The organism is Anoxybacteroides voinovskiense, from assembly GCF_014196205.1.
GTDB lineage: Bacteria > Bacillota > Bacilli > Bacillales > Anoxybacillaceae > Anoxybacteroides > Anoxybacteroides voinovskiense.
The window spans coordinates 1-24,757 of record NZ_JACIDE010000027.1 but is presented as its reverse complement, the minus strand read 5'-3'; the positions used below and the strand labels follow the sequence as shown (position 1 = coordinate 24,757).

Sequence of the window (24,757 nt, the reverse complement as noted above, 5' to 3'; positions counted from 1 at the left end):
AAGAAAACGTGGTACAATCATGATAGGGTTATTTTGAATGCGCTTACAAAAAGAAAGGAGTAGTAGCACACGATGGAACAAGTAATGCGCGACTTTTTTTTATTTTTATCGAAAAATAAAACGTTAACGAAATTAGCGAAACAATATGGCTTACGTTTTGGCGCTTCCAGCTTTGTCGCAGGGGAAACAATCGGGCAAGCGGTAGAAGTGATTCGCTCATTAAATCAAAAAGGGCTTGCCGTCACGGTCGACTATTTAGGGGAATTTGTCGATAACGAGAAAGAAGCGAACGAAATGGCGAACCATTGTATTGAAGCGATTGAAGCAATCGGTCGCGAACAGTTAAACTCGCAACTATCGTTAAAAATGACGTCGATGGGGCTTGATATTTCCGATGAACTTGTCATGCGGAATATGCGCCGCATTTTAGACACAGCAAAGGCTAACGATGTATTTGTGACGATTGATATGGAAGACTATTCGCGCTGCCAAAAAACAATCGATATTTTTAAACAGTTAAAAACCGAATACGATAACGTCGGCACGGTGTTACAAGCGTATTTATACCGCACGGAATCGGACATCGAAGACTTAAAAGAATACCATCCGAACTTGCGATTAGTAAAAGGAGCGTATAAAGAATCCGAGGAAGTGGCGTTTCCCGAGAAAAAAGACGTCGATGAAAACTTTAAAAAAATTATTAAAATGCATTTGTTAAACGGCAACTATACGGCAGTTGCGACGCATGATGACGCCATTATCGAGTACACGAAACAACTCGTAAAAGAATATAACATTCCAAACACCCAATTTGAGTTTCAAATGCTGTACGGCATTCGTCCAGAGCGGCAAGAACAATTGGCGCGCGAAGGGTATACGATGCGCGTCTACGTCCCGTACGGAACGGACTGGTACGGCTACTTTATGCGCCGTCTTGCCGAACGTCCAGCGAACGTCGCGTTTGTGCTAAAAGGAATGTTCCGGAAATAAAAAGGGTGCTCGAAAAAACGAGCGCCCTTTTAGTCGGCTTGCATGTTTTGTTTTTTATATTGCTGGTTTTGGCTCGTTTTTTTCCCGCCGCCGTCCATTTCCACTGTCGGTCCAGCGTTCCCTTTGACACTCGCCGCACTGACGCCGTTTTTGGACGGATGTTTTTGCATTTTTGCCATGTTTGTCACCTCCATTATTAGCATCTCCAAAAAAATGGGGATATGCGAGTCAAAAAATGTTAAGTTTATATATTGCGAAAATTTGTAACATACTTTATATTTAAGATAAAGGAAAGTTGTTGCGAAATTTTTTTTCGACAAAAAATGAATGACTATTCATTCAATAGAGGTGAGGGGGAAGGAATATGGTCAAACGAATTAAACGGGCAGCGGTTCTCGGCTCTGGTGTGATGGGCTCTGGCATTGCCGCACACTTAGCGAACGTCGGCATTCCGACATTGCTATTAGATATCGTGCCGCGCGAACTGACAAAAGAAGAAGAAGCAAAAGGACTTACGCTCGAACATAAAGAAGTGCGCAATCGTTTCGTTAATCAAGCGTTGCAAAAGCTAGTCAAACAAAAGCCAGCACCGCTTATGTCGAAAGAAAAACTTGCGCTTATTGAAGTCGGAAATTTTGAAGACGATTTCCATCGGTTGAAAGAAGCGGATTGGATCATCGAAGTCGTCGTTGAGCGGCTCGATGTCAAGCAGAGCGTCTTTGCTAAAGTCGATGAAGTGAGAAAACCGGGAAGTATCGTCAGCTCCAATACGTCAGGAATTTCGATTGAAGCGATGGCAGAAGGTCGTTCGGAAGATTTCAAAAAGCATTTTTTAGGCACGCACTTTTTCAACCCACCGCGCTATTTAAAACTGCTTGAAATCATCCCGACAAAAGATACCGACCCAGCAGTCGTTTCGTTTATGAAAACGTTTGGCGAAGAAGTGCTCGGCAAAGGCGTCGTCATGGCGAAAGATACGCCGAACTTTATCGCTAACCGTATCGGGACGTATGGATTGTTAGCGACCGTCAAAGAAATGGTGAACGGCGGCTATAGTGTCGGCGAAGTCGACTCCGTCACAGGACCGCTCATCGGGCGCCCGAAAAGTGCGACGTTCCGGACGCTTGACGTCGTCGGATTGGATACGTTCGTGCATGTCGCCAATAACGTCTTTGAGAAAGTAGAAGGGGAAGAAAAAGAAGCGTTTCGCGTTCCGGATTTTATGAAAGCAATGTTAGAAAAAGGTTGGCTCGGTAGCAAGTCTGGTCAAGGCTTTTTCTTGAAAAAAGGAAAAGAAATTTTGGAATTAAACTATGAAACACTCGAATATGAGCCGAGCAAAAAATTGAAAACGCCAGCAACGGAAGCGAGCAAACAAGCAAAAGGCGTAGCTAATAAGTTGAAAGCGCTTGTATATGCAGATGACCGCGCTGGCACGTTGCTTTGGAATATTTTAAGTTCTGTATTGCTTTACTCAGCGAAATTGCTCGGCGAAATTGCGGATGACATTGTCGCGATTGACCGCGCGATGAAATGGGGATTCGGTTGGGAATTAGGACCGTTTGAAACGTGGGATGCCATTGGCTTCGAGCAATCCGTTCGGAAAATGCAGGAAGAGGGCCGCGAAATACCGGCTTGGGTGACGGAAATGCTCGAAAAAGGGCATACATCGTTTTACAAAACAGAAAACGGAAACGTGCTCTTTTACGATCGCGGCGAATATAAAGCGGTAGAAGAAAACGCGAAAGTCATTCATATCCAACGGCTGAAAGACAAAAAAGGTGTCATTAAGAAAAATAGCGGTGCAAGTCTCATCGACCTTGGCGACGATGTCGCGCTATTAGAGTTTCATTCCCCTAATAACGCGATTGGACTAGATATTGTGCAAATGATTAACTATGCGCTAGAGGAAGTGGATCGCAACTACAAAGGGCTTGTCATTGGGAACCAAGGAAAAAATTTCTGTGTCGGTGCAAACCTTGCGATGATTTTAATGGAAGCGCAAGATGATAACTATTTGGAAATTGAATTTGTCGTTCGGCAGTTCCAGCAAGCGATGATGAATATTAAGTATAGCCCGAAGCCAGTCGTTGCCGCTCCGTTTGCGATGACGCTCGGTGGCGGAACGGAAATTTGTTTGCCATCTGCCCGCATTCAAGCAGCTGCGGAAACGTATATGGGGCTTGTGGAAGTCGGCGTCGGCTTAATCCCTGGCGGCGGTGGAAACAAAGAATTGTATATCAAACATTTAAACAGCATGCCAAACGGTGTTGATTTCGATTTGCAAAAGGTCGCCAACAAAGTATTTGAAACGATTGCGATGGCAAAAGTATCGACATCCGCGATGGAAGCACGCGAATTGAACTTTTTAGGCAAGACGGACGGCATTTCGCTGAACGGCTACCATTTGTTGCACGATGCAAAACAAGCTGTCCTTACGCTTTATGACAACGGCTACCAACCGCCAGTACGCAAAAAAGTGCCGGTAGTCGGCGAAACGGGTTATGCAACACTATTATTGGCAGCGCAATCGATGCATCTTTCTGGTTATATTACCGACCATGACTTAACGATTGCGAAAAAGCTCGCTTACGTCATTGCTGGTGGAAAAGTGCCGTATGGAACTGAAGTGGATGAACAATATTTGTTAGATTTAGAGCGGGAAGCATTTTTAAGTTTAGTAGGCGAACCAAAATCACAAGCAAGAATGCAGCATATGCTTGTGAAAGGGAAGCCGTTGCGTAACTAAAAAGGGGGGAATATCGTGAGAGAAGCGGTCATTGTAGCGGGAGCGCGTACACCTGTCGGAAAAGCAAAGAAAGGAACGCTTGCCCACGTGCGTCCAGATGACTTAGGGGCGCTCGTTGTGAAAGAAACGTTAAAACGGGCAGGAAACTATGAAGGAAATATTGACGATTTAATTATCGGTTGTGCGATGCCGGAAGCAGAACAAGGATTAAACATCGCCCGCAACGTCGGGGCATTAGCAGGGCTTCCGTATACGGTTCCAGCCATTACGATCAATCGCTATTGCTCATCTGGGTTACAAGCGATTGCTTACGCAGCAGAGCGGATTATGCTCGGGCATTCGGACACCATCATCGCAGGCGGGGTCGAGTCGATGAGCCTTGTGCCGATGATGGGGCACGTCGTACGTCCGAATGTGAAGCTCGCAGAAAATGCACCAGAATATTATATGTCGATGGGACATACAGCGGAGCAAGTCGCGATGAAATACGGCGTTACGCGCGAAGACCAAGACGCATTTGCGGTGCGCAGCCATCAACGGGCAGCGAAAGCGATTCAAGAAGGGAAATTTGTCGATGAAATTGTTCCGGTGGAAGTAACTATTCGCAAGCTCGAAAACAATAAATTAGTAGAAAAAACCGTGCTCTTTTCAGAAGATGAAGGGGTACGTCCAGATACGAATATGGAAACATTGGCAAAGCTTCGTCCAGCCTTTGCGGTGAACGGAACAGTCACGGCAGGAAACGCTTCGCAAACGAGCGATGGAGCGGCAGCGGTCATGGTGATGGAACGTGAAAAAGCAGAATCATTAGGACTAAAACCGCTTGGTAAGTTCCGTTCGTTCGCGGTAGCTGGGGTGCCGCCGGAAGTGATGGGCATCGGTCCGGTAGCAGCGATTCCAAAAGCGTTAAAGCTAGCAGGACTTGAACTTTCCGACATCGGATTGTTTGAATTGAACGAAGCGTTTGCTTCCCAATCGATTCAAGTCATCCGCGAACTTGGTTTAGACGAAGAGAAAGTGAACGTCAACGGTGGAGCGATTGCGCTCGGCCATCCGCTCGGATGCACAGGGGCGAAGTTAACATTGTCGCTTCTATATGAAATGCGCCGCCGCAACGAACAATTTGGTATCGTCACGATGTGCATCGGCGGTGGAATGGGTGCCGCAGGTGTGTTTGAATTAATCGACTAACAAGGAATGGTTCTTTAACAAGTAAAATAAAGGCGAATGAAATAGTATTTAATAAGCGGTGCAGGCGGTATCGTCCGCCTCACCGGTTCAACCATAAGGGGGAGGAATAACAATGACAAAAGCAACAGAGCAAGCAATCAAAGGTGGTAGCTTTTTGATTGAAGATGTTTCTTGTGAGCGTGTATTTACGCCAGAAGATTTTACCGATGAACAAAAAATGATTGCGAAAACGACAGAAGAGTTTGTCGTCAACGAAGTGCTTCCACAATTAGAACATTTAGAAAACCACGAATTTGACCGGTCGGTGAAACTATTAAAACAAGCAGGCGAGCTTGGATTGTTAGGGGCGGACGTTCCAGAAGAGTACGGTGGATTAGGGCTGGATAAAATCAGTTCCGCGCTCATCGCCGAAAAAATGTCACGTGCAGGCGGATTCTCGATTTCACACGGCGCGCACGTCGGCATCGGTTCGCTTCCAATCGTATTGTTCGGTACGGAAGAACAAAAACAAAAATATTTGCCAGCGCTAGCAACAGGCGAAAAAATTGCAGCGTACGCATTAACCGAGCCAGGTTCCGGCTCTGACGCGTTAGGGGCAAAAACGACGGCAAAATTGAACGCAGAAGGCACACACTACATTTTAAACGGGGAAAAACAATGGATTACAAACGCTGGGTTTGCGGACGTATTCGTTGTTTATGCAAAAGTAGACGGTGAGCATTTCTCCGCGTTTATCGTGGAGCGTGATTTCCCAGGGGTGTCGACGGGCGCAGAAGAAAAGAAAATGGGGATTAAAAGCTCATCGACACGTACATTAATTTTACAAGATGCGCTCGTTCCGAAAGAAAACTTGCTCGGCGAAATTGGCAAAGGCCATGTTATCGCGTTTAATATTTTAAACATCGGCCGTTATAAATTAGGGGTTGGCGCTGTTGGTGGAGCGAAACGTGCGCTTGAAGTTACGATCCAATATGCGAACCAACGCCAACAATTTAAAACACCAATTTCCAAATTTACGCTCACACAAGAAAAATTTGCGACAATGGCGGCGAAATTATATGCAGCGGAAAGCTCTGTTTATCGTACGGTCGGCTTATTTGAAGAGCGGATGAGCCAGTTGGATGCAGAGCAAGCAAAAGACGGGAAAGAAATTGCGAAATCAATTGCGGAATATGCGATTGAATGTTCGTTGAACAAATTTTTCTCGACGGAAGTATTGGATTACATCGTCGATGAAGGTGTGCAAATTCACGGTGGCTACGGCTTTATGCAAGAATACGAAATTGAACGGGCATACCGCGATTCGCGCATTAACCGCATTTTTGAAGGAACAAACGAAATTAACCGCTTGCTTGTGCCAGGCACGTATTTGCGCAAGGCGATGAAAGGGGAGCTTCCGCTTTTACAAAAAGCGCAGCAATTACAAGAAGAGTTGATGATGGTAATGCCGGAAGAAGTGGGAGACGGCGTGCTTGAGCAAGAGAAATATTTAGTGCGCAACGCGAAAAAAATTGCGTTGTTAACGGCGGGATTAGCAGCGCAAAAATTTGGTCCAAAGCTAGAAAAAGAACAAGAAGTTTTAGTGAATATCGCCGATATCGTCAGCAACATTTACGCGATGGAATCTGCGCTTCTTCGTACGGAAAAAGCGATTCAAAAATCCGGCGTCGAGAAAAACAAACAAAAAATTCTTTACACAGAAATTTTCTGCCAAGAGGCGTTTAACGAAATTGAAGCACACGCCAAAGAAACGATTGTTGCGGTCGAACAAGGCGATATGTTGCGTATGATGTTATCGGCATTGCGCAAACTCACTCGTCATACGCCAATTAACGTCATTGCGAAAAAACGTGAAGCAGCGGCGGCGTTAATTGAAGCAGAACGTTATATTGTGTAATAATGGAAGTACCAGGCTGCGGTCTGGTACTTTCGTTATTTTTGAGGTGATGAGATGGTAACGTTTTATTGGTATCCAAAGTGCGGCACGTGCCGAAAAGCGAAAAAGTGGTTGGATGAACGCGGCATACAAGCGAATGTAGTACATATAGTGGAGGAGCCACCATCGAAAGAGCTACTAGCAACGCTTTATGCGAAAAGTGGGTTGCCGCTGAAAAAATTTTTTAACACAAGCGGGCAAAAATATCGGGAGCTAGGATTAAAAGAGCGAATCGCGGCAGCTTCTGACGACGAGCTGCTCGACCTTTTAGCATCGGACGGCATGTTAGTGAAACGGCCGCTTCTAACAGACGGAACGAACGTTGTCGTCGGTTTTGATGAACAGCAATACGAAAAATTTTTTGGACAAGCAAACGGAAGGTAGTCGAGTTTTTCAAAAAAATCAGTTATTATTAAAAAGAATACATTTGCAGTTGGAGGGACTTGACATGAACACACCAAAAGAATTACGTTATTCAGAAGAGCATGAATGGGTGCGCGTCGAAGGCGACAAAGTGCGCGTCGGCATTACCGATTTTGCCCAAGCAGAATTAGGCGACATCGTTTTCGTAGAGCTTCCGGAAGTTGGAACAGAAGTAACAGCAAACGAGCCGTTTGGTAGCGTGGAATCGGTGAAAACGGTTTCGGAACTGTATGCGCCAATTAGTGGAAAAGTGGTGGAAGTGAACGAAGTGTTAAACGATAGCCCTGAATTTGTCAACGAATCTCCGTATGAAAAAGCGTGGATGATCGTGATTGAGCCGTCCGATATAAGCGAAGTGGACAACTTGTTGACAGCGGAACAATACGAAGCAATGATTAACGAAGCATAAACTTGTACGAAGCAATGGCCGTTAGTGTCATTGCTTTGTTTGTTATAGAGGAAATGCAAGAAAATGCATAGAATAATACAATAAGTCATTTTAACTTAGGTGAGGATGTTTATGACGGATAGTGGAAAAGTGATTATTGTCGAAGGACGCTCTGACAAGAAAAAAATAGAACATTTAGTGAAAGAACCGATCGAAATTATTTGCACGAATGGAACGATTAGCCGCGCCAAATTAGACGAGTGGAGTGAAGCACTGTATAATAAAGAAGTGTTCATTTTAGTCGATGCGGACGAAGCGGGAGAGCGACTAAGGAAACAATTGCGCCGTGAGTTTCCAGAAGCGGAGCATTTATATATTGACCGAACGTATCGAGAAGTTGCCGCTGCACCGAAACAACATATTGCGATGGTGTTATTAGGTGCCAATATTGATGTGCATGTCGATGATTTATAAAGGACGGGGTGAAGATGCAAGCAATCACAATCGAGCAATTGGACGAACAGCTGAAACAAGAGGCGATAACCTGTGTATATTTGTATACGCCGATGTGCGGGACGTGCCAGCTGGCGAAGCGAATGTTAGATGTAGTAGAGCAACTATTCCCCCACCTCCCTTTTTACCAAGCGGATATTAATTATATGCCTGAACGTGCGATTGAATGGAAAATCGAAAGCGTTCCATGCTTGCTTGTATTTCATCATGGAACGATACGCCAAAAACTATATGCGTTTCATTCCGTTCTTCATCTGTATGAAACAATCCAAATGGCCCGAAACCACCGCTAAAAGAGCGGTGGTTTTCGCATAAACAGACGTTTTTTGACATATTTCTCGGGAAATGGGCAACATTTTGTATGTTTTCGTGGGGATTTGTCGAGAAGTTGTAAAAGGAGTTCCCGCACGCCAAATGGAATGAGTAAAGGGAGAAGGAAAATAGAGAGGCGGGGAACTGAGTATGGACGAATTAGTCAAGCAGTTTGTGGAACGGGTGAATGCGTTGAAACATTTGTTGCCGATTTTGCCGGAAGAAGCGTTATATGTTTGTTTTCAATGGGAGGAGGAGGAGATGATTTTTTCCATCTCCAAACAAGGAATGCATCGAAAATGGGAAGTAGATGAACAAAAAGCAGTAACCATTTACGGCACAAAAGAAGCGTTAAAAAGTCTAGTTGATGGAGAGCTCAAACTGCAACAACAGCTCCGTCTAAAAGAAATAGCAGTTTTCGGAAGCTTTCGTCATATTTTATTGCTAGAATCGTTATTTCATTTAGCAAAACCGTACCGACATGCCTCTTGAATCCATAGAACAAGAATGATAGTATTATTATTCAGAAAAGTTAAATAATTTACCTTCTCGTGGAAGTATTTTCGGCATATGCTTTCCGAGAAGGACGGGGGAGAGGATACACGTGAGCGACACATCTTATCGGCTAGAAACGATTGCGGTTCATGGGGGATTGCAGCCAGACCAGGTGACCGGGGCACGAGCAGTGCCGATTTATCAGTCGAATGCGTATCAGTTTGCGAATACCGAGCATGCGGCCAATCTTTTTGCATTGAAAGAAGCGGGCTATATTTATACGCGTATTCATAACCCGACGGCAACGGTGTTTGAAGAACGGGTCGCACAGCTAGAAGGTGGGGTTGGCAGCCTTGCCGTTGCGAGCGGGATGGCGGCGATTACGTTAGCGATTTTAAATATTGCACACGCAGGGGACGACATCGTTTCTGCTTCGACATTGTACGGGGGCACGTACAATTTGTTCGCGAATACGTTGCCGAAATATGGGATTACGACCCATTTTGTCGACCCGTCTGATCCGGAAAATTTCCGTGCGGCAATTACGCCAAAAACGAAGGCGATTTTTGCGGAAACGATCGGCAATCCGAGCTTGCACGTGCTAGACATTGAAGCGGTGGCGGAAATTGCGCACGAAGCAGGTATCCCGTTAATTATTGACAACACGTTTGCGACGCCATACCTTTGCCGACCAATTGAGCATGGGGCAGACATCGTCGTTCACTCGGCGACAAAATGGCTGCTTGGGAATGGAACGACGCTTGGCGGCATTATTGTCGATGGAGGGAAATTTAACTGGAATTCACCGAAGTTTCCAGGGTTTACGACGCCTGACGAAAGCTACCACGGGCTTGTATATGCCGATTTAGGCGCGGCTGCCTATATTGTGAAAGCGCGTGTTCAATTGTTGCGCGATTTAGGACCAGCGATTAGCCCGTTTAATGCCTTCCAATTTAATTTAGGACTAGAAACATTGCATGTGCGCATGAAAGAGCATATTGCCAATACGAGAAAAATCGTCGAGTATTTAGACAATCATCCAGCAGTTAATTGGGTGTTATATCCGGAACACGACAATCATCCAGCGAAAGAGTTGGCGGAAAAATATATGCCAAAAGGAGCTGGGGCGGTCGTTGTCTTTGGCATTCAAGGCGGGCGAGAAGCAGGGGCTACGTTGATTAACTACGTCAAGCTTTGGTCGCATGTGGCGAACGTCGGCGACGCGAAAAGTTTAATTATTCATCCAGCAAGCACAACCCATCAACAACTAAGCCTAGAAGACTTAAAAGCATCCGGCGTGACAGAAGATATGATTCGTTTATCGGTCGGAATTGAAAACGTGGACGATTTAATCGAAGACTTAGAACAGGCGATCGAAGCCGCAACAGGTGTGCGGTCGATGTATTCGCGGGTGTAGAAAAATAGTTTAGAAAATTTTTATTGACACCTTCCTTCTTCTGGTGATACAATCACATTCGTAGTTTCAAAAAGTCCTTAAACGTGTTAAAACGTTAACTGAATAAAGCGGTGAAATGCGCTCTTATCAAGAGAGGTGGAGGGATGTGCCCGATGAAACCCGGCAACCGTCAGCGTAGCTGAAATGGTGCCAATTCACACAAAGCATTTGCTTTGAGAGATAAGAGACAGAATGGATGATGACGCCTTTCTGTTCTCTTGAGCAGAAAGGCTTTTTTCATAGTTTTCATAGAAGGAAGGTGGGCAGCATGATTACATTATCGAATGTCACGAAAATATATAAGGCAGCAAGCGGCAATGTAACGGCGGTTGATCACGTCAACTTGCACGTGGCAGAAGGAGAAATTTTCGGCATTATCGGCTATAGCGGTGCAGGAAAAAGTTCGCTCCTTCGCTTGTTGAATGGGCTAGAAAAGCCGACGAGCGGCGAAGTGATTGTGGATGGAAAGGATATGGGGAAAATTAGCGGCAGTGAGTTGCGGCAAGCACGCCAGCAAATCGGCATGATTTTTCAACATTTTAATTTGCTTTGGTCACGCACGGTGAGGGAAAACATTGCCTTTCCACTTGAAATTGCCGGCGTTCCGAAAGAAGAACGACAAAAGCGGGTGGATGAACTGATTCAGCTCGTTGGGCTAGAAGGACGAGAGGATGCTTATCCTTCCCAATTGAGCGGTGGACAAAAGCAGCGCGTCGGGATTGCAAGGGCGTTAGCCAATCGTCCGAAAGTATTATTGTGCGATGAAGCGACATCAGCGCTCGACCCGCAGACGACCGATTCGATTTTAGATTTGCTTGTCGATATTAACCAGCGGCTCGGGCTAACGATTGTGCTCATTACACACGAAATGCACGTCATTCGCAAAATTTGCGATCGTGTGGCAGTGATGGAAAATGGAAAAATCGTCGAAATGGGCGAAGTGTTGCAAGTATTCCGTAAACCAGAGCAGCCGATTACAAAGCGGTTTGTGAAGCAAGTGACCGAGCCGGAAGAAACGAAAGAAGCGATCGCACACTTATTCGACCAATACCCGAACGGAAAATTAGTGCAGCTTACGTTTGTTGGCGACTCTACCGAGCAACCGCTCATTACGCAACTCATCCGCCAATTCGACTTAACGGTCAACATTTTGCAAGGGAAAATTTCGCAAACCCATCACGGTGCATATGGGGTGCTGTTTGTCCACTTAGCTGGTGCAGACGACGCCATCGAGCGAGCGCTCGCTTTTATGCGTCAGCAGCAAGTCGAAGTGGAGGTGATGGCGAGTGAATAGCTTATTTCCAAACGTCCAATGGGAAACGATTTGGGCGGCGACATCGGAAACGCTTTATATGACGGGAATGGCGGTCGTTGCTACGTTTATATTAGGAATTATTCTCGGATTGTTGTTGTTTTTAACAGCGAAAGGGAACATTTGGGAAAATAAACTGGCGAACACCGTAATTTCTTCGGTCGTTAACATTTTTCGCTCGATTCCGTTTATCATTTTAATTATTTTGCTCATTCCGTTTACGAAAGTAATAGTTGGCACGATTCTTGGAGCGAATGCAGCATTGCCGGCACTCATTATTGGTGCAGCACCATTTTATGCGCGGATGGTTGAAATTGCCCTTCGCGAAATTGACAAAGGCGTGATGGAGGCTGCGAAAGCGATGGGAGCCACGACAGCGCAAATTATTTGGAAAGTGCTTATCCCAGAATCACTGCCAGCGCTGATTTCCGGTATTACGGTAACCGCGATTGCCCTTGTCGGGTATACGGCGATGGCGGGGGTTGTCGGCGCAGGCGGTCTTGGAAATTTAGCATATTTGGAAGGTTTTCAGCGCAACCATAACGACGTAACATTTGTTGCGACTGTGCTCATTTTAGTTATTGTGTTTATCATCCAGTTTATTGGTGACTTTGTCACTTCTAAAATAGATAAAAGATAAAAAAGAGGAGGAAAAACAGCATGAAAAAATGGATGGTTTTATTCGTCGCGGTGCTAGTACTGGCGCTTGCCGCTTGCGGTGGCAAAAACGCTAGCGAAGAAAAAGAAACAGGAAAGTTAGTGGTGGGCGCCTCAAATGTACCACATGCCGAAATTTTAGAAAAAGCAAAACCAATTTTAAAAGAAAAAGGTATTGATTTAAAAATTGTGACGTTCCAAGATTACATTTTGCCAAACAAAGCGTTGGCGGATAAAGAAATTGACGCTAACTATTTCCAACATATTCCTTATTTAGAGGCGCAGAAAAAAGAATACGGGTATGATTTCGTCAACGCAGGCGGCATTCATATCGAGCCGATCGGCATTTATTCAAAAAAATATAAAAGCCTTGAGGAATTGCCAGAAGGCGCAACGATTATTATGAGCAACTCCGTCGCTGACCATGGCCGCATTTTATCGATGTTACAAGAAAAAGGGTTAATTAAATTAAAAGACGGCGTGGACAAAACGAAAGCAACGGTCAATGATATTGTCGAAAATCCGAAAAAACTAAAATTTAAAACGGATGTAGACGCAGGGCTTTTACCGCAAATTTATAAAAATAACGAAGGCGATGCGGTCGTGATTAACGCGAACTATGCATTAGATGCAGGATTAAATCCAGCAAAAGACCCAATTGCCGTCGAATCGCCAAAAAATAACCCATATGTCAACATCATTGCTGTGCGCAAAGGCGACGAAAATCGTAAAGAAATTAAAACATTAGTAGAAGTATTGCAATCAAAAGAAATTCAAGACTTTATTAAAGAAAAATATAAAGGTGCTGTCATTCCAGCCGCACAATAAAAAAGCGGAGGAAGTTAGAGCAGAGGCGATGTTGCCTCTGTTCTTTTTTAGTGGAAAATCGTGATAGAAAAGCGATTTTTTAGCCATACTAACATCGAATTTCATGTTAGAAAGGGGTTATATGGATGGATAAGCAAATGCACCGTTCCTCGACGGAAGCGGCTTTACGGCGTTACAAGGAAGGATTAGGAGCGTTTACGAATAAGCTTCCGGAGGTTGCAAAACAATTTCATGCGTTTACGGAAGTTTGTTTTCAAGAAGGGGCGCTGTCGAAAAAAGAAAAACAGCTAATAGCTCTTGGCATTAGTTTAGCAACACAAGATGAATATTGTACCATTTATCATACAAAGGGGTGTCTGGATCAAGGGGCGACAGAGCAGGAAATTTTAGAAACGTGCGGTGTTGCAGCAGCATTTGCTGGAGGGGCGGCCATGAGCCAAGCGGTAACACTTGTTCAAGAATGTATTAGTGAACTAGCAACAAAGCATTAGAAGACTCCGGAAAGGGGTCTTTTTCGCTTCCATTGCGCCAATATAATAAGGAAAAAACGATTCGTAATCGCATGGATTGGGGGCTACGTTTTCTTGAATTATCGGAAAAGATTGGTTCATTACACACTTTCGAAACTTTTTTATTTAAAAAGTATTGTAATGAGGTTAAATGGTTGATTAGCCTTTTCATTTGTTATAAGATTGTAATGAGAATAAAATGAGAATACAATAAGTGTGTAAAATCAGTCAATGAGATACACAAACTTTTTACAATTGGAGGTATTTTTCATGGCAGTGTTGACGATCCAAGATCTCCACGTTTCAGTGGAAGGAAAAGAAATTTTAAAAGGGGTAAGTTTAGAGGTAAAAGGTGGCGAAATTCACGCCATTATGGGACCGAACGGAACTGGTAAATCGACGTTATCATCGGCGATTATGGGCCATCCAAAATATGAAGTGACAAAAGGAAGCATTACGTTAGACGGACAAGATGTACTGGAAATGGAAGTAGATGAGCGCGCTCGTGCAGGACTTTTCCTAGCGATGCAATATCCGAGCGAAATTAGTGGGGTAACGAATGCTGACTTTTTACGTGCAGCGTTAAATGCTCGACTTGGCGAAGGAAACGAAATTTCGCTCATGAAATTTATCCGTAAACTCGACGAAAAAATGACGTTTTTGGAAATGAATCCAGACATGGCGCACCGCTATTTAAACGAAGGATTTTCCGGCGGGGAGAAAAAGCGGAACGAAATTTTACAGCTAATGATGTTAGAGCCAAAAATTGCAATTTTGGACGAAATCGACTCTGGTCTTGACATCGACGCGCTAAAAATCGTATCAAAAGGCGTGAACGAAATGCGTAGTAGCGACTTCGGCTGTTTGATCATTACCCACTACCAACGCTTGCTCAATTACATTACACCAGACTACGTGCACGTCATGATGCAAGGACGCATCGTTAAATCCGGCGGACCGGAGTTAGCGCACCGTTTAGAAGCAGAAGGATACGACTGGATTAAGAAAGAACTTGGCATTGAAGACGAAACTGTTGAGCAAGAAGTGTAAGCGTTAGGAGGACATATGATGATAGAAACAAAATTACCATTCGACCAACAGTATGTGCGCACCTTCTCTGAAGGGAACGGCGAACCGAGCTGGTTGTTACATCTTCGCTTACAAGCTCTTGCTAAAGCGGAAGAACTGCCGTTGCCAAAGCCGGATAAAACGAAAATTGAGAAATGGAACTTTACGCAATTTTCTCATCACGTCGTACAAAGCGCTCCGCTTTCCTCATTAGAAGAACTTCCAGAAGCGGTGAAAGCGCTCATTAATTTAGAAGACGAAGCAAAAAATTTATATGTGCAACGTGACAATACGCCAGCATATCTTTCGTTATCTGAGGACTTAAAGGAAAAAGGCGTTATTTTCACCGATATTTTTACTGCTGTTCGTGAACATAGCGAGCTTGTCGAAAAATATTTTATGAAAGATGGCGTTCGCATCGATGAACATCGGTTAACAGCTTTACACGCTGCATTAATGAACGGTGGGGTATTTGTATATGTACCGAAGAACGTTGAAGTAGAAACCCCGCTTCAAGCTGTGTATATGCAAGAAAACAAAGAAGCGGCTCTATTTAACCACGTCATCGTCGTTGCAGAAGAAAACAGCAAAGTTTCCTATGTGGAAAACTATCTTTCTATCCATGGTGAGGCGAACGCGGTTGCTAATATTGTCGCAGAAGTGTTTGCTAACGACAACGCTCAAGTCTTTTTTGCGGCAGTCGATCATTTGGCGAAAGGAACGACCGTCTATGTAAACCGCCGCGGCGTCACAGGACGTCATAGTCGCATTGAATGGGCGCTCGGCTTGATGAACGATGGCGATACCGTTTCAGAAAACATTACTCGTTTAATCGGTGACGGTTCGTATGGCGATACGAAAACGGTCGTTGTTGGCCGCGGGGAGCAAACGCAAAACTTTACAACGAGCGTCGTTCATTACGGCAAGCATACGGAAGGATACATTTTGAAACATGGCGTGGTGAAAGATAGCGCGACATCGATTTTCAACGGCATCGGCAAAATTGAACACGGGGCATCGAAGTCGAACGCAGAGCAAGAATCGCGCGTCTTAATGTTAAGCGAAAAAGCGCGTGGCGATGCCAACCCGATTCTTTTAATCGACGAAGACGATGTGACAGCAGGGCACGCTGCTTCGGTTGGGCGGGTCGATCCGACACAGCTATATTATTTAATGAGCCGCGGAATTCCGAAGAAGGAAGCAGAGCGATTAATTATTCACGGCTTCTTAGCGCCGGTTGTCAATGAAATTCCATTAGAAGGCGTTAAAAAGCAATTAATTGAAATTATCGAAAGGAAAGTTAAATGATGAATGCAAAAGAGGTTCGTCAGCTATTTCCGATTTTAGCGCAAGAAGTGAATGGCAAGCCGTTAGTCTATCTAGATAGCGCAGCTACTTCTCAGAAACCTCTTCCTGTCATTGAAGCGCTAGAGAAATACTATCGCGAATATAACTCGAACGTACATCGTGGCGTGCATACGCTCGGAACGAAAGCAACCGATGCGTATGAAGGAGCGCGTGAAAAGGTTCGGAAATTTATTAACGCCAAATCGACGCAAGAAATTATATTTACACGAGGAACGACGACAGCGCTGAATATGGTGGCAGCGAGCTACGGACGCGCGAATTTGCGTGAAGGCGATGAAATTGTCATCACCTATATGGAACACCATAGCAATATCATCCCATGGCAACAAGTCGCCAAACAAACAGGTGCGACATTAAAATATATTCCGCTGCAAGCGGACGGCTCGATTAGCTTAACTGATGTGGAACAGACAGTGACGCCAAATACGAAAATCGTTTCCGTCATGCAAGTGTCGAACGTGCTCGGTGCGATTAACCCGATTAAGCAAATTGCGGAAATTGCCCATCGAAACGGGGCGGTCATGGTTGTCGATGCCGCGCAAAGCGCCCCGCATATGAAACTTGACGTGCAAAACTTAGATTGCGATTTCCTAGCGTTTTCTGGGCATAAAATGTGTGCACCGACCGGAATTGGCGTATTATATGGAAAGCGGGCATTGCTGGAGCAAATGGAGCCGGTAGAGTTCGGCGGCGAAATGATTGATTTTGTTGGCTTGTACGAATCGACGTGGAAAGAACTGCCGTGGAAGTTTGAAGGTGGAACACCAATTATCGCTGGAGCGATCGGGTTAGGCGCAGCCATTGACTTTTTAGAGGAAATCGGCTTGGACAACATCGCCGCCCATGAGCACAAGCTTGCGCAATATGCGCTTGAACAGCTTTCCGCGATTGAAGGATTAACGATTTACGGACCGAAACAACGGGCAGGGTTAGTGACGTTTAACCTTGACGACGTTCACCCGCATGATGTGGCGACCGTATTAGATGCGGAAGGGATTGCAGTAAGAGCAGGGCATCATTGTGCGCAGCCACTCATGAAATGGTTGAACGTGACGGCGACGGCCCGCGCCAGCTTTTATCTTTATAATACAGAAGAAGACATTGACCGCTTAGTGGTGGCATTAAAGAAAACGAAGGAGTATTTCAGCCATGTCTTTTAATAATCCGTTAGACACACTTTATCGGCAAGTCATTATGGATCATTATAAAAACCCTAGAAACCGCGGGGTTCTTGACGATGAAAATGTGGAAATTAACATGAACAATCCAACGTGTGGGGATCGCGTTCATTTAACGATGAAAGTGGAAGACGGCAAAATTGTCGACGCAAAGTTTGAAGGAGAAGGCTGTTCGATCTCGATGTCGTCTGCGTCGATGATGACACAAGCGATTAAAGGAAAAACGATTGAAGAAGCGCTTATGCTTTCGCAAATTTTCTCAGACATGATGCGAGGAAAAGCATACGACGATTCGGTAGATTTAGGGGACATTGAAGCGCTGCAAGGCGTGTCTAAATTTCCAGCGCGCATCAAATGTGCGACGTTAGCTTGGAAAGCGATGGAAAAAGGATTGCATTCACAACAGTGAATGACTTCAAGGAGGCGAAGGAAATGGCGAAAAAAATGCCGGAGATCGGTGAATACAAGTATGGGTTCGCGGATAAAGACGTTTCTGTCTTCCGTGCCGAACGCGGATTGACGCGAGAAATCGTCGAAGAAATTTCGCGCATGAAAAATGAGCCGCAATGGATGCTTGAATTTCGCTTAAAAGCGTTAGATATTTTTTACAGCATGCCAATGCCGCAATGGGGCGGCGATTTGTCGAGCTTAAATTTTGACGAAATTACGTATTATGTGAAACCGTCAGAAAAATCAGGACGTTCTTGGGACGAAGTGCCAGAAGAAATTAAAGCGACGTTCGATAAACTTGGGATTCCAGAAGCAGAGCAAAAATATTTAGCCGGGGTATCGGCACAATACGAATCGGAAGTTGTTTACCATAACATGAAAGAAGACCTTGAAAAATTAGGGGTCATTTTTAAAGATACGGATTCGGCACTAAAAGAGAACGAAGACATTTTCCGTGAACATTGGGCGAAAGTTGTTCCGCCGACCGATAATAAATTTGCGGCGTTAAACTCGGCTGTTTGGTCGGGCGGTTCGTTTATTTACGTGCCAAAAGGCGTGAAAGTCGATACGCCGTTACAAGCGTATTTCCGCATTAACTCGGAAAATATGGGGCAGTTTGAACGGACGTTAATTATCGTTGATGAAGGCGCGCACGTCCATTATGTTGAAGGCTGTACGGCGCCAGTGTATACAACGAACTCCCTCCATAGCGCGGTCGTTGAAATTATCGTGAAAAAAGGTGCGTATTGCCGGTATACGACGATTCAAAACTGGGCGAACAACGTCTTTAACCTCGTGACGAAGCGTGCCGTTTGCGAAGAAAATGCGACGATGGAATGGATTGACGGAAACATCGGTTCGAAATTGACGATGAAATATCCAGCGGTCATTTTAAAAGGCGAAGGCGCTCGTGGATTGACGCTTTCAATTGCGATTGCTGGAAAAGGACAGCATCAAGACGCAGGAGCGAAAATGATTCATTTAGCGCCGAACACGTCGTCGACAATTGTTTCCAAATCGATTTCTAAACAAGGTGGAAAAGTGACGTATCGCGGCATCGTTCATTTCGGGCGCAAAGCATCTGGCTCACGTTCAAACATTGAGTGTGATACGCTCATTATGGATAACCAGTCAACATCAGATACGATCCCGTATAACGAAATTTTAAACGACAACATTTCGCTCGAACATGAAGCGAAAGTGTCGAAAGTGTCGGAAGAGCAATTATTCTATCTCATGAGCCGCGGCATTTCTGAACAAGAAGCAACAGAAATGATCGTCATGGGCTTCATCGAGCCATTTACAAGAGAACTTCCGATGGAATACGCGGTGGAAATGAACCGTCTCATTAAGTTTGAAATGGAAGGCTCTATCGGTTAATCGTTTAAACATCCGGTCATTCGTGCAAGCGAATGACCGGTTTTTTACATCATTTTTCCACGCGAGTATGGTATGATGGAAATAAGGTGATGAGGATGATTTATATCGGACTTACTGGCTGGGGGGATCATAACAGCCTTTATCCGTCAAGGTTGTCTGCGAAAGAAAAATTGCAACACTATGCGGCGCATTTTCCAACGGTGGAAGTGGATTCGTACTTTTATGCCATTCAACCGAAGCAAAATGTTGAAAAGTGGGTGCGGGAAACGCCTGCGTTGTTTCGCTTTGTCGTGAAAGCATACCAAGGGATGACAGGACACGAACGTGGGGCAATTCCATATGAAAGCAAAGACGATATGTTTACTGCGTTTTTAACGTCGATTGCGCCATTTATGGAAGCAGGAAAGTTAGCGATGGTGCTCTTTCAGTTTCCGCCATGGTTTGATTGCCGAAAGGAGCATGTCGCTTATTTGCGCTGGTGTCGGGAGCGGATGGGCGAGGTACCGGTTGCGCTTGAGTTTCGTCATCGGTCGTGGTTCTCGCCTCCGTTTTATGAAAAAACATTACAATTTATGCGCGCCGAACGGTGGATTCATACGATTTGTGACGAGCCGCAAGCTGGCGAAGGATCTATTCCGACCGTATTACATCCGACCGACCGCGATAAAACGTTAATTCGGCTGCACGGCCGCAACGTATACGGCTGGAACAAAGCGACGAGCGGGGAAAATTGGCGAGCCGTTCGCTATTTATATCGATATAATGAACAAGAGTTGCGCGAATGGGTGGCGCATATTCGTCAATTAGAAACGCAAACGACGGATCTTTACATCTTGTTTAACAATAACTCCGGTGGGGATGCGGCGGATAATGCGAAACAATTCATGCAGTTACTTGGCATAGAATATACCGGCTTAGCGCCACGGCAATTAGACTTATTTTAGCTGAACGAGTGGGAAAGAACGAGAAAAAATAGATGTAATGGAGATGGGGATATGTATGCATTGCTTTTACTCGTCGGTTTTTTAGCAGGAACGATTGGCAGTTTAGTTGGCTTAGGGGGAGGCGTCATTATCGTTCCGTCGCTATTGTTTTTAGGGGTGGCACATCTCGTACCGGAAGTTTCCCCGCAAGTAGCGGTAGGCACGTCGCTTGTTGTCATCATTTTTAACGGACTTTCCTCGACATTGTCGTATATGAAAGACAAAATGGTCGATTATCGGAGCGGACTGCTCTTTTTTATCGGTAGTGGGCCAGGTGCGATGTTAGGCGCGTGGGTCAACCAATCGTTAAGCTTGTCGCATTTTTCGCTTTATTTCGGGCTTTTTCTTATTGGTGTTTCTTTTTTATTTCTGTTCACGAAAAAAGCAACGACACAGTCGAAACAAAAGCATTTCCGCGTCACGCGTACATATATAACGAATGAGGGAGATACCGTGACGTACGGCTACCACCCAATGACAGCGATTGCGATTTCGTTTATGGTCGGCTTTTTTGGCGGAATATTCGGGATTGGCGGCGGTTCGTTAATGGTTCCTGCCATGATCTTATTGTTTTTCTTTCCGCCGCATGTTGCGGTGGCGACATCAATGCTCATCGTCTTTTTATCATCACTCGTCAGTTCTGTGACCCATATGGTGATGGGGAATGTGCAATGGTTGTTTGTCCTTTTGCTTGTGCCAGGCGTTTGGTTTGGGGCGAAAACAGGAGCGTGGCTGAACAAACGGCTAAAAGGTAACACCGTCGTCTTTATTTTGCGAATGGTGCTTATTTTACTCGGTGTTCGCCTCGTCATTCAAGGGATTTCGTAAAAGAGGTGTTGCTTGTTGAAACAACCGATTTATATATATCATACAAACGATGTGCATAGCCATTTTGAAAATTGGCCGAAAATCGTGGCATTTTTGCAACAAAAGAGAAAAGAGCATGCACAAAAGGGAGAAACGATGCTTTTGTTTGACATCGGCGATTTTATCGACCGCTTTCACCCGATTACGGAGGCGACGCGCGGAAAGGCGAACGTCCAGCTTTTGAACGAATTAGAATATGATGCAGTGACGTTTGGCAATAATGAAGGCATTACGCTCGACCATCAAGAGCTTGACACGCTTTATGAAGCGGCTCGCTTCCCTGTTTTAGCCGCCAACGTCTTTGAAAAAAGCGGAGATCGTCCTCCTTGGCTAAAGCCATATACGATTATTTCTGTTTCGGATACGCTTCGCATTGGCGTTATTGGGGTGACGGTGCATTTTACGAAATTTTACGAGCTGCTTGGCTGGACAGTTGCTTCCCCGTTTGAGCTTTTGCCATCACTCGTAAAAGAAGTGCGAGAACAGGCGGACGTTGTCGTGTTGCTTTCGCATTTAGGAATCACAGACGATGAAACGATTGCGCAGACGATTCCGGGCATCGATATTATTCTTGGTGGGCATACGCATCACGTGTTGCCAGAAGGAAAATGGGTAAACCATACGCTATTATGCGGGGCAGGAAAATATGGACAGTACATTGGCGTCGTCGAACTTAATGAGGCGCCAAAAGCAACCCTTATTGAAACAGAAGCACTCCCTCTTTGTGAGCAAACGAAACGAACATTGCAAGTACTCGAGCGAAAAAGTTTGCGTCAGCTCGAGCAAGAACGCGTCGCTGAACTTTCTGCTGACTTACCGTTACAGTGGTTTGCGCCTTCTCCGTTTGCCGAGTTATTAGCGTCTGCGTTGCGAGAATGGTGCGGTGGCGACGTCGGAATGGTCAATGCAGGCGTGCTGCTAGAGCCACTTGCAAAGGGCGTAGTGACGAAAAAAGATTTGCACCGCATTTGTCCGCATCCGATTAACCCGTGTAAAGTGTATTTAAAAGGCGATGAACTAAAAGAAGTGATTTTACAGGCACATACGGAAAAAATGAAACATCTTTCTGTCCGAGGATTTGGCTTTCGTGGAAAAGTGATGGGAGAAATGGTGTATGACGGTGTAACGTTGCAGACGGAAAAATTAGCCGACGGAACGACGCACATTCGCCATATTTTCATTGGTGGCCGGGAGATTGATCCGAATGAAACGTACGCCGTGGCGACGATCGACATGTTCACGTTCGGCCGTTTTTATCCGGAAATTCAACGAGCACCGAACAAAATTTATTACATGCCGGAGTTTTTGCGCGACGTATTGGCATGGAAGCTTTCGCAACGTCAATAGGCACACTTTTTTCCTTGTTTCATACATTGAAAGAAGGAAAGGGGTGTTTCCATGATTACCGTCTATCCGATTATTATTGACAACTATCCGTTTACAGCAATTTCCGTGCAGTTGCCGAAAACAAATTTGCTCATGGTGACAAGCGATAAAGGGTATATTATGTGCGGAGCGCTAGATGTTGCGCTGTTAAACGAAAAACTAAAAGACCGTGGCATTATTGCTGCAAGAGCGGTAGGTGTGCGAACGATTGAGCAGCTATTGGAAGCTCCGCTTGAGTCTGTGACTATCGCTGCCGAACAGCTCGGAATTACAGCAGGCATGAAAGGAAAAGAAGCGTTGTTAAAAATGCGTTAAAAAATAACAAAAGTCCCCCCTCATGAGCATACATATAGCTTGTAAGGGGGGATTTGCTTGGGGCGTTTACCAAAAAGGGGGCCGCTTCCCTTTCGTTACGTCGTCTTGCTGACTATTGTTTTTTTTATATTGTCCACTACTGTTGGTCTTTGGATAGTAAATAGAGGAATTGAACCGACGCTCATGCGAATTGCGGAAAAAGAAACGAAACGAATTGCCAACCTTGTTATTGATAGTGCCATTAACGAACAAATCACAGAAGAAGGATTAGATGTGAAAGATTTAATTACTGTTCAGCAAGACAAAGATGGACGAATTGCGTCGATTGACTTCAACGGGGCAGTCGTCAGCCGCATTTTGGCGAAGGCGACTACTCACGTGCAAAAAAAAATGAAACTCGCTTCACAAGGGGATTTGCACGAATTGGAAAGCCCGAATATAGAGGTTGGCGGAGGGAAAAACGATGGGATTATTTACTACATCCCAGTTGGGCAAGCAACGAATAATGCGTTGCTTGGCAATCTTGGTCCGCGCGTCCCTGTTCGTTTTTACGCTCTCGGGAATGTGATGTCAGATGTAAAAAAAACCATTAAACCGTTTGGGATTAACAACGCATTAGTAGAAATCGACATCCACATTGAAGTGACCGTGCAAGTCGTGATGCCATTTGCGACGAAACCAACGACTGTGTCGAAAAACATTCCGGTTGCGATGCGGATTATCCAAGGGCAAGTGCCGAATTTTTATAATAACGGCTCAAGCTCTGGCCCGTCGTTTGAAATTCCAGTGCAATGAGAGGAGGAAGCAACTAGTTCCTCCCTCTTTGTTTTTTCTGGCTCTTTTCTGTGCGTTCCCACATTTTCAAATGCGGGTACGGATCAAACGACCATTCGGTATAGCCGTTATCTTTATACATGCCGTAATGAAGATGCGGCGGGAATTTTCCGGCTGTGCCAGGTGGGCCGTATCCAGAGCTGCCGACAGAACCGATAACCATCCCTGGCTCGACGACTTGCCCTTCTTGCAAGTTGCGGGCAAACCCATTTAAATGGGCAAAGTAATGGTACGTATTGTTAATATCACGAATCCCGACGCGCCAACCACCATATTTATTCCATCCTTTTAACTCAACAATGCCGTAGCATGTCGCACGGACAGGTACCCCGTAATGAGCGAAAATATCTGTTCCTTCATGCATGCGCCTTCCCCCCCAACCGCGTGCATCGCCCCATGTATTTTTATACGTATAATTAGTGTGAAGTGGGAGCGGGAATGCATGGTCATCGAGCAAAAGCGTCTTATATGTTTTGTAAATTTTCACTTTCCCTAAAATCAAATCGACCGTTTTGCTTCGTTGGTAATAGTCCCATAACGCAATTTTGATATGCTCATGCTCGGTGCCATACGTTTGCAAATAGCGCGCGATCGCAAAAATGACGTCGTCGTCATCATTCGGATTGGCAACCCCATCTCCATTCCCATCGATTCCAAGCCCAGCAAATTGAGCAATCGTAAACGGATTTGTATCATGCTTATTTTTATTTAACGGCCCTGCCCAACGTTCTGGAGGAATGTAAATGCCGAGCACTCCTGTTGCTTTCGGAAGGTCGCGGCGGACGAGCCGGACGTTTCGTTCATATTGATCAATCGCGGCGAAATAATACCACGGAATAAGCGAAACCGCCTCTGCTTTTTTATAAAGTTCCATGCGTTTGGCGTATATGTCGTTGACGTCTAGCTCTTTACTAAAAGCCGTCCATGAAGTAGCCATCAATAAAAAGATGGCGGTAATCCAGCTAATGAAGATACGCACAATTTTGGCCCCCTTTCGACGAATCTCATACCGTTAGTTTGGAACGATTGCTGATTTTCATAAATATTAAAAATTGCCAAATAAACCGTACGTGACGTATGAGTAAAATGTTTGTGGGAGGAAGCTAAATCCTCTTCCATATGTTTCAAGGGGAGGATTCCTTGAACAGAAGGGGGATGAGCAAAAAAGA

The 24,757-nt window shown here is 45.0% G+C and carries 27 protein-coding genes and 1 riboswitch; of the genes, 24 read left to right on the top strand and 3 right to left on the bottom strand.

The window, feature by feature from the left end; all coding sequences use genetic code 11:
- Positions 1-72: 72 nt before the first annotated feature.
- Positions 73-990 (top strand): proline dehydrogenase family protein, encoded by a 918-nt coding sequence (locus tag GGR02_RS14765; RefSeq protein WP_183185741.1) that lies wholly within the window; start codon positions 73-75, stop codon positions 988-990.
- Positions 991-1,019: 29 nt separating this feature from the next.
- Here GGR02_RS14765 and GGR02_RS14760 read toward each other — a convergent pair whose 3' ends face one another.
- Complete coding sequence (locus tag GGR02_RS14760) at positions 1,020-1,169, bottom strand: YuzL family protein (protein ID WP_183185740.1); 150 nt, start codon at positions 1,167-1,169, stop codon at positions 1,020-1,022.
- Between the two features lie 185 nt (positions 1,170-1,354).
- Here GGR02_RS14760 and GGR02_RS14755 point away from each other — a divergent pair, with 185 nt between their 5' ends.
- From GGR02_RS14755 to yunB, 23 genes are all read left to right on the top strand, one after another.
- Positions 1,355-3,739 carry a 3-hydroxyacyl-CoA dehydrogenase/enoyl-CoA hydratase family protein gene (locus GGR02_RS14755; RefSeq protein WP_183185739.1) on the top strand — a complete coding sequence of 795 codons (2,385 nt, stop codon included), beginning with the start codon at positions 1,355-1,357 and terminating at the stop codon, positions 3,737-3,739.
- A gap of 15 nt (positions 3,740-3,754) precedes the next feature.
- Positions 3,755-4,930: an acetyl-CoA C-acetyltransferase gene (locus GGR02_RS14750; RefSeq protein WP_183185738.1), complete on the top strand. Its 1,176-nt coding sequence runs from the start codon at positions 3,755-3,757 to the stop codon at positions 4,928-4,930.
- A gap of 112 nt (positions 4,931-5,042) precedes the next feature.
- The gene (locus GGR02_RS14745; protein WP_183185737.1) at positions 5,043-6,827 is read left to right on the top strand and encodes an acyl-CoA dehydrogenase family protein; all 1,785 of its coding nucleotides are present in this window, start codon (positions 5,043-5,045) and stop codon (positions 6,825-6,827) included.
- Positions 6,828-6,881: 54 nt separating this feature from the next.
- Positions 6,882-7,250 carry an arsenate reductase family protein gene (locus GGR02_RS14740; protein ID WP_183185736.1) on the top strand — a complete coding sequence of 123 codons (369 nt, stop codon included), beginning with the start codon at positions 6,882-6,884 and terminating at the stop codon, positions 7,248-7,250.
- A 64-nt stretch (positions 7,251-7,314) separates the two neighbouring features.
- Positions 7,315-7,698 carry a glycine cleavage system protein GcvH gene (gene gcvH / locus GGR02_RS14735; protein ID WP_183185735.1) on the top strand — a complete coding sequence of 128 codons (384 nt, stop codon included), beginning with the start codon at positions 7,315-7,317 and terminating at the stop codon, positions 7,696-7,698.
- Between the two features lie 111 nt (positions 7,699-7,809).
- Positions 7,810-8,151: a toprim domain-containing protein gene (locus GGR02_RS14730; RefSeq protein WP_183185734.1), complete on the top strand. Its 342-nt coding sequence runs from the start codon at positions 7,810-7,812 to the stop codon at positions 8,149-8,151.
- 14 nt (positions 8,152-8,165) lie between these two features.
- Entirely contained in the window at positions 8,166-8,483 is a 318-nt protein-coding gene (locus GGR02_RS14725; RefSeq protein ID WP_183185733.1) for a thioredoxin family protein, read from the top strand.
- 163 nt (positions 8,484-8,646) lie between these two features.
- Complete coding sequence (locus GGR02_RS14720; protein WP_183185760.1) at positions 8,647-8,994, top strand: sterol-binding protein; 348 nt, start codon at positions 8,647-8,649, stop codon at positions 8,992-8,994.
- 112 nt (positions 8,995-9,106) lie between these two features.
- Positions 9,107-10,414: an O-acetylhomoserine aminocarboxypropyltransferase/cysteine synthase family protein gene (locus GGR02_RS14715; RefSeq protein ID WP_183185732.1), complete on the top strand. Its 1,308-nt coding sequence runs from the start codon at positions 9,107-9,109 to the stop codon at positions 10,412-10,414.
- 120 nt (positions 10,415-10,534) lie between these two features.
- A riboswitch (SAM riboswitch) is annotated at positions 10,535-10,640 on the top strand.
- An 81-nt stretch (positions 10,641-10,721) separates the two neighbouring features.
- Complete coding sequence (locus GGR02_RS14710; RefSeq protein ID WP_183185731.1) at positions 10,722-11,747, top strand: methionine ABC transporter ATP-binding protein; 1,026 nt, start codon at positions 10,722-10,724, stop codon at positions 11,745-11,747.
- Positions 11,740-12,405 (top strand): methionine ABC transporter permease, encoded by a 666-nt coding sequence (locus GGR02_RS14705; RefSeq protein ID WP_183185730.1) that lies wholly within the window; start codon positions 11,740-11,742, stop codon positions 12,403-12,405. The genes GGR02_RS14710 and GGR02_RS14705 overlap by 8 nt, the downstream gene beginning before the upstream one ends.
- A gap of 20 nt (positions 12,406-12,425) precedes the next feature.
- A complete protein-coding gene (gene metQ, locus GGR02_RS14700; RefSeq protein ID WP_183185729.1) occupies positions 12,426-13,250 on the top strand; it encodes a methionine ABC transporter substrate-binding lipoprotein MetQ in 825 nt (274 codons plus the stop codon).
- Positions 13,251-13,375: 125 nt separating this feature from the next.
- Positions 13,376-13,741 (top strand): carboxymuconolactone decarboxylase family protein, encoded by a 366-nt coding sequence (locus tag GGR02_RS14695; RefSeq protein ID WP_183185728.1) that lies wholly within the window; start codon positions 13,376-13,378, stop codon positions 13,739-13,741.
- A gap of 288 nt (positions 13,742-14,029) precedes the next feature.
- Positions 14,030-14,809 (top strand): Fe-S cluster assembly ATPase SufC, encoded by a 780-nt coding sequence (gene sufC / locus GGR02_RS14690; protein ID WP_066322851.1) that lies wholly within the window; start codon positions 14,030-14,032, stop codon positions 14,807-14,809.
- Positions 14,810-14,824: 15 nt separating this feature from the next.
- Positions 14,825-16,135, top strand: coding sequence for a Fe-S cluster assembly protein SufD (gene sufD / locus GGR02_RS14685; protein WP_183185727.1), 1,311 nt, complete (start codon positions 14,825-14,827; stop codon positions 16,133-16,135).
- The gene (locus GGR02_RS14680; RefSeq protein WP_183185726.1) at positions 16,135-17,355 is read left to right on the top strand and encodes a cysteine desulfurase; all 1,221 of its coding nucleotides are present in this window, start codon (positions 16,135-16,137) and stop codon (positions 17,353-17,355) included. Before sufD ends, GGR02_RS14680 begins: the two co-directional genes overlap by 1 nt.
- Complete coding sequence (gene sufU / locus GGR02_RS14675; protein WP_183185725.1) at positions 17,345-17,782, top strand: Fe-S cluster assembly sulfur transfer protein SufU; 438 nt, start codon at positions 17,345-17,347, stop codon at positions 17,780-17,782. The genes GGR02_RS14680 and sufU overlap by 11 nt, the downstream gene beginning before the upstream one ends.
- Positions 17,783-17,805: 23 nt before the next feature.
- Complete coding sequence (sufB, locus tag GGR02_RS14670; protein WP_066322855.1) at positions 17,806-19,203, top strand: Fe-S cluster assembly protein SufB; 1,398 nt, start codon at positions 17,806-17,808, stop codon at positions 19,201-19,203.
- A gap of 95 nt (positions 19,204-19,298) precedes the next feature.
- Complete coding sequence (locus GGR02_RS14665; protein ID WP_183185724.1) at positions 19,299-20,147, top strand: DUF72 domain-containing protein; 849 nt, start codon at positions 19,299-19,301, stop codon at positions 20,145-20,147.
- 51 nt (positions 20,148-20,198) lie between these two features.
- The gene (locus GGR02_RS14660) at positions 20,199-21,014 is read left to right on the top strand and encodes a sulfite exporter TauE/SafE family protein (protein WP_183185723.1); all 816 of its coding nucleotides are present in this window, start codon (positions 20,199-20,201) and stop codon (positions 21,012-21,014) included.
- Positions 21,015-21,029: 15 nt separating this feature from the next.
- Positions 21,030-22,400 (top strand): bifunctional metallophosphatase/5'-nucleotidase, encoded by a 1,371-nt coding sequence (locus tag GGR02_RS14655; RefSeq protein WP_183185722.1) that lies wholly within the window; start codon positions 21,030-21,032, stop codon positions 22,398-22,400.
- A 51-nt stretch (positions 22,401-22,451) separates the two neighbouring features.
- A complete protein-coding gene (locus GGR02_RS14650; protein WP_183185721.1) occupies positions 22,452-22,754 on the top strand; it encodes a YunC family protein in 303 nt (100 codons plus the stop codon).
- A gap of 57 nt (positions 22,755-22,811) precedes the next feature.
- The gene (gene yunB / locus GGR02_RS14645) at positions 22,812-23,549 is read left to right on the top strand and encodes a sporulation protein YunB (RefSeq protein WP_221210883.1); all 738 of its coding nucleotides are present in this window, start codon (positions 22,812-22,814) and stop codon (positions 23,547-23,549) included.
- Positions 23,550-23,562: 13 nt separating this feature from the next.
- Here the strand turns inward: yunB and GGR02_RS14640 are convergent, their stop codons facing one another.
- Both GGR02_RS14640 and GGR02_RS17320 read right to left on the bottom strand, forming a co-directional pair.
- Positions 23,563-24,525 (bottom strand): M23 family metallopeptidase, encoded by a 963-nt coding sequence (locus GGR02_RS14640; RefSeq protein WP_183185758.1) that lies wholly within the window; start codon positions 24,523-24,525, stop codon positions 23,563-23,565.
- On the bottom strand, positions 24,525-24,757 hold a 233-nt coding region (locus GGR02_RS17320), incomplete at its 5' end, for a hypothetical protein (protein WP_221210882.1). The genes GGR02_RS14640 and GGR02_RS17320, both read right to left, overlap by 1 nt.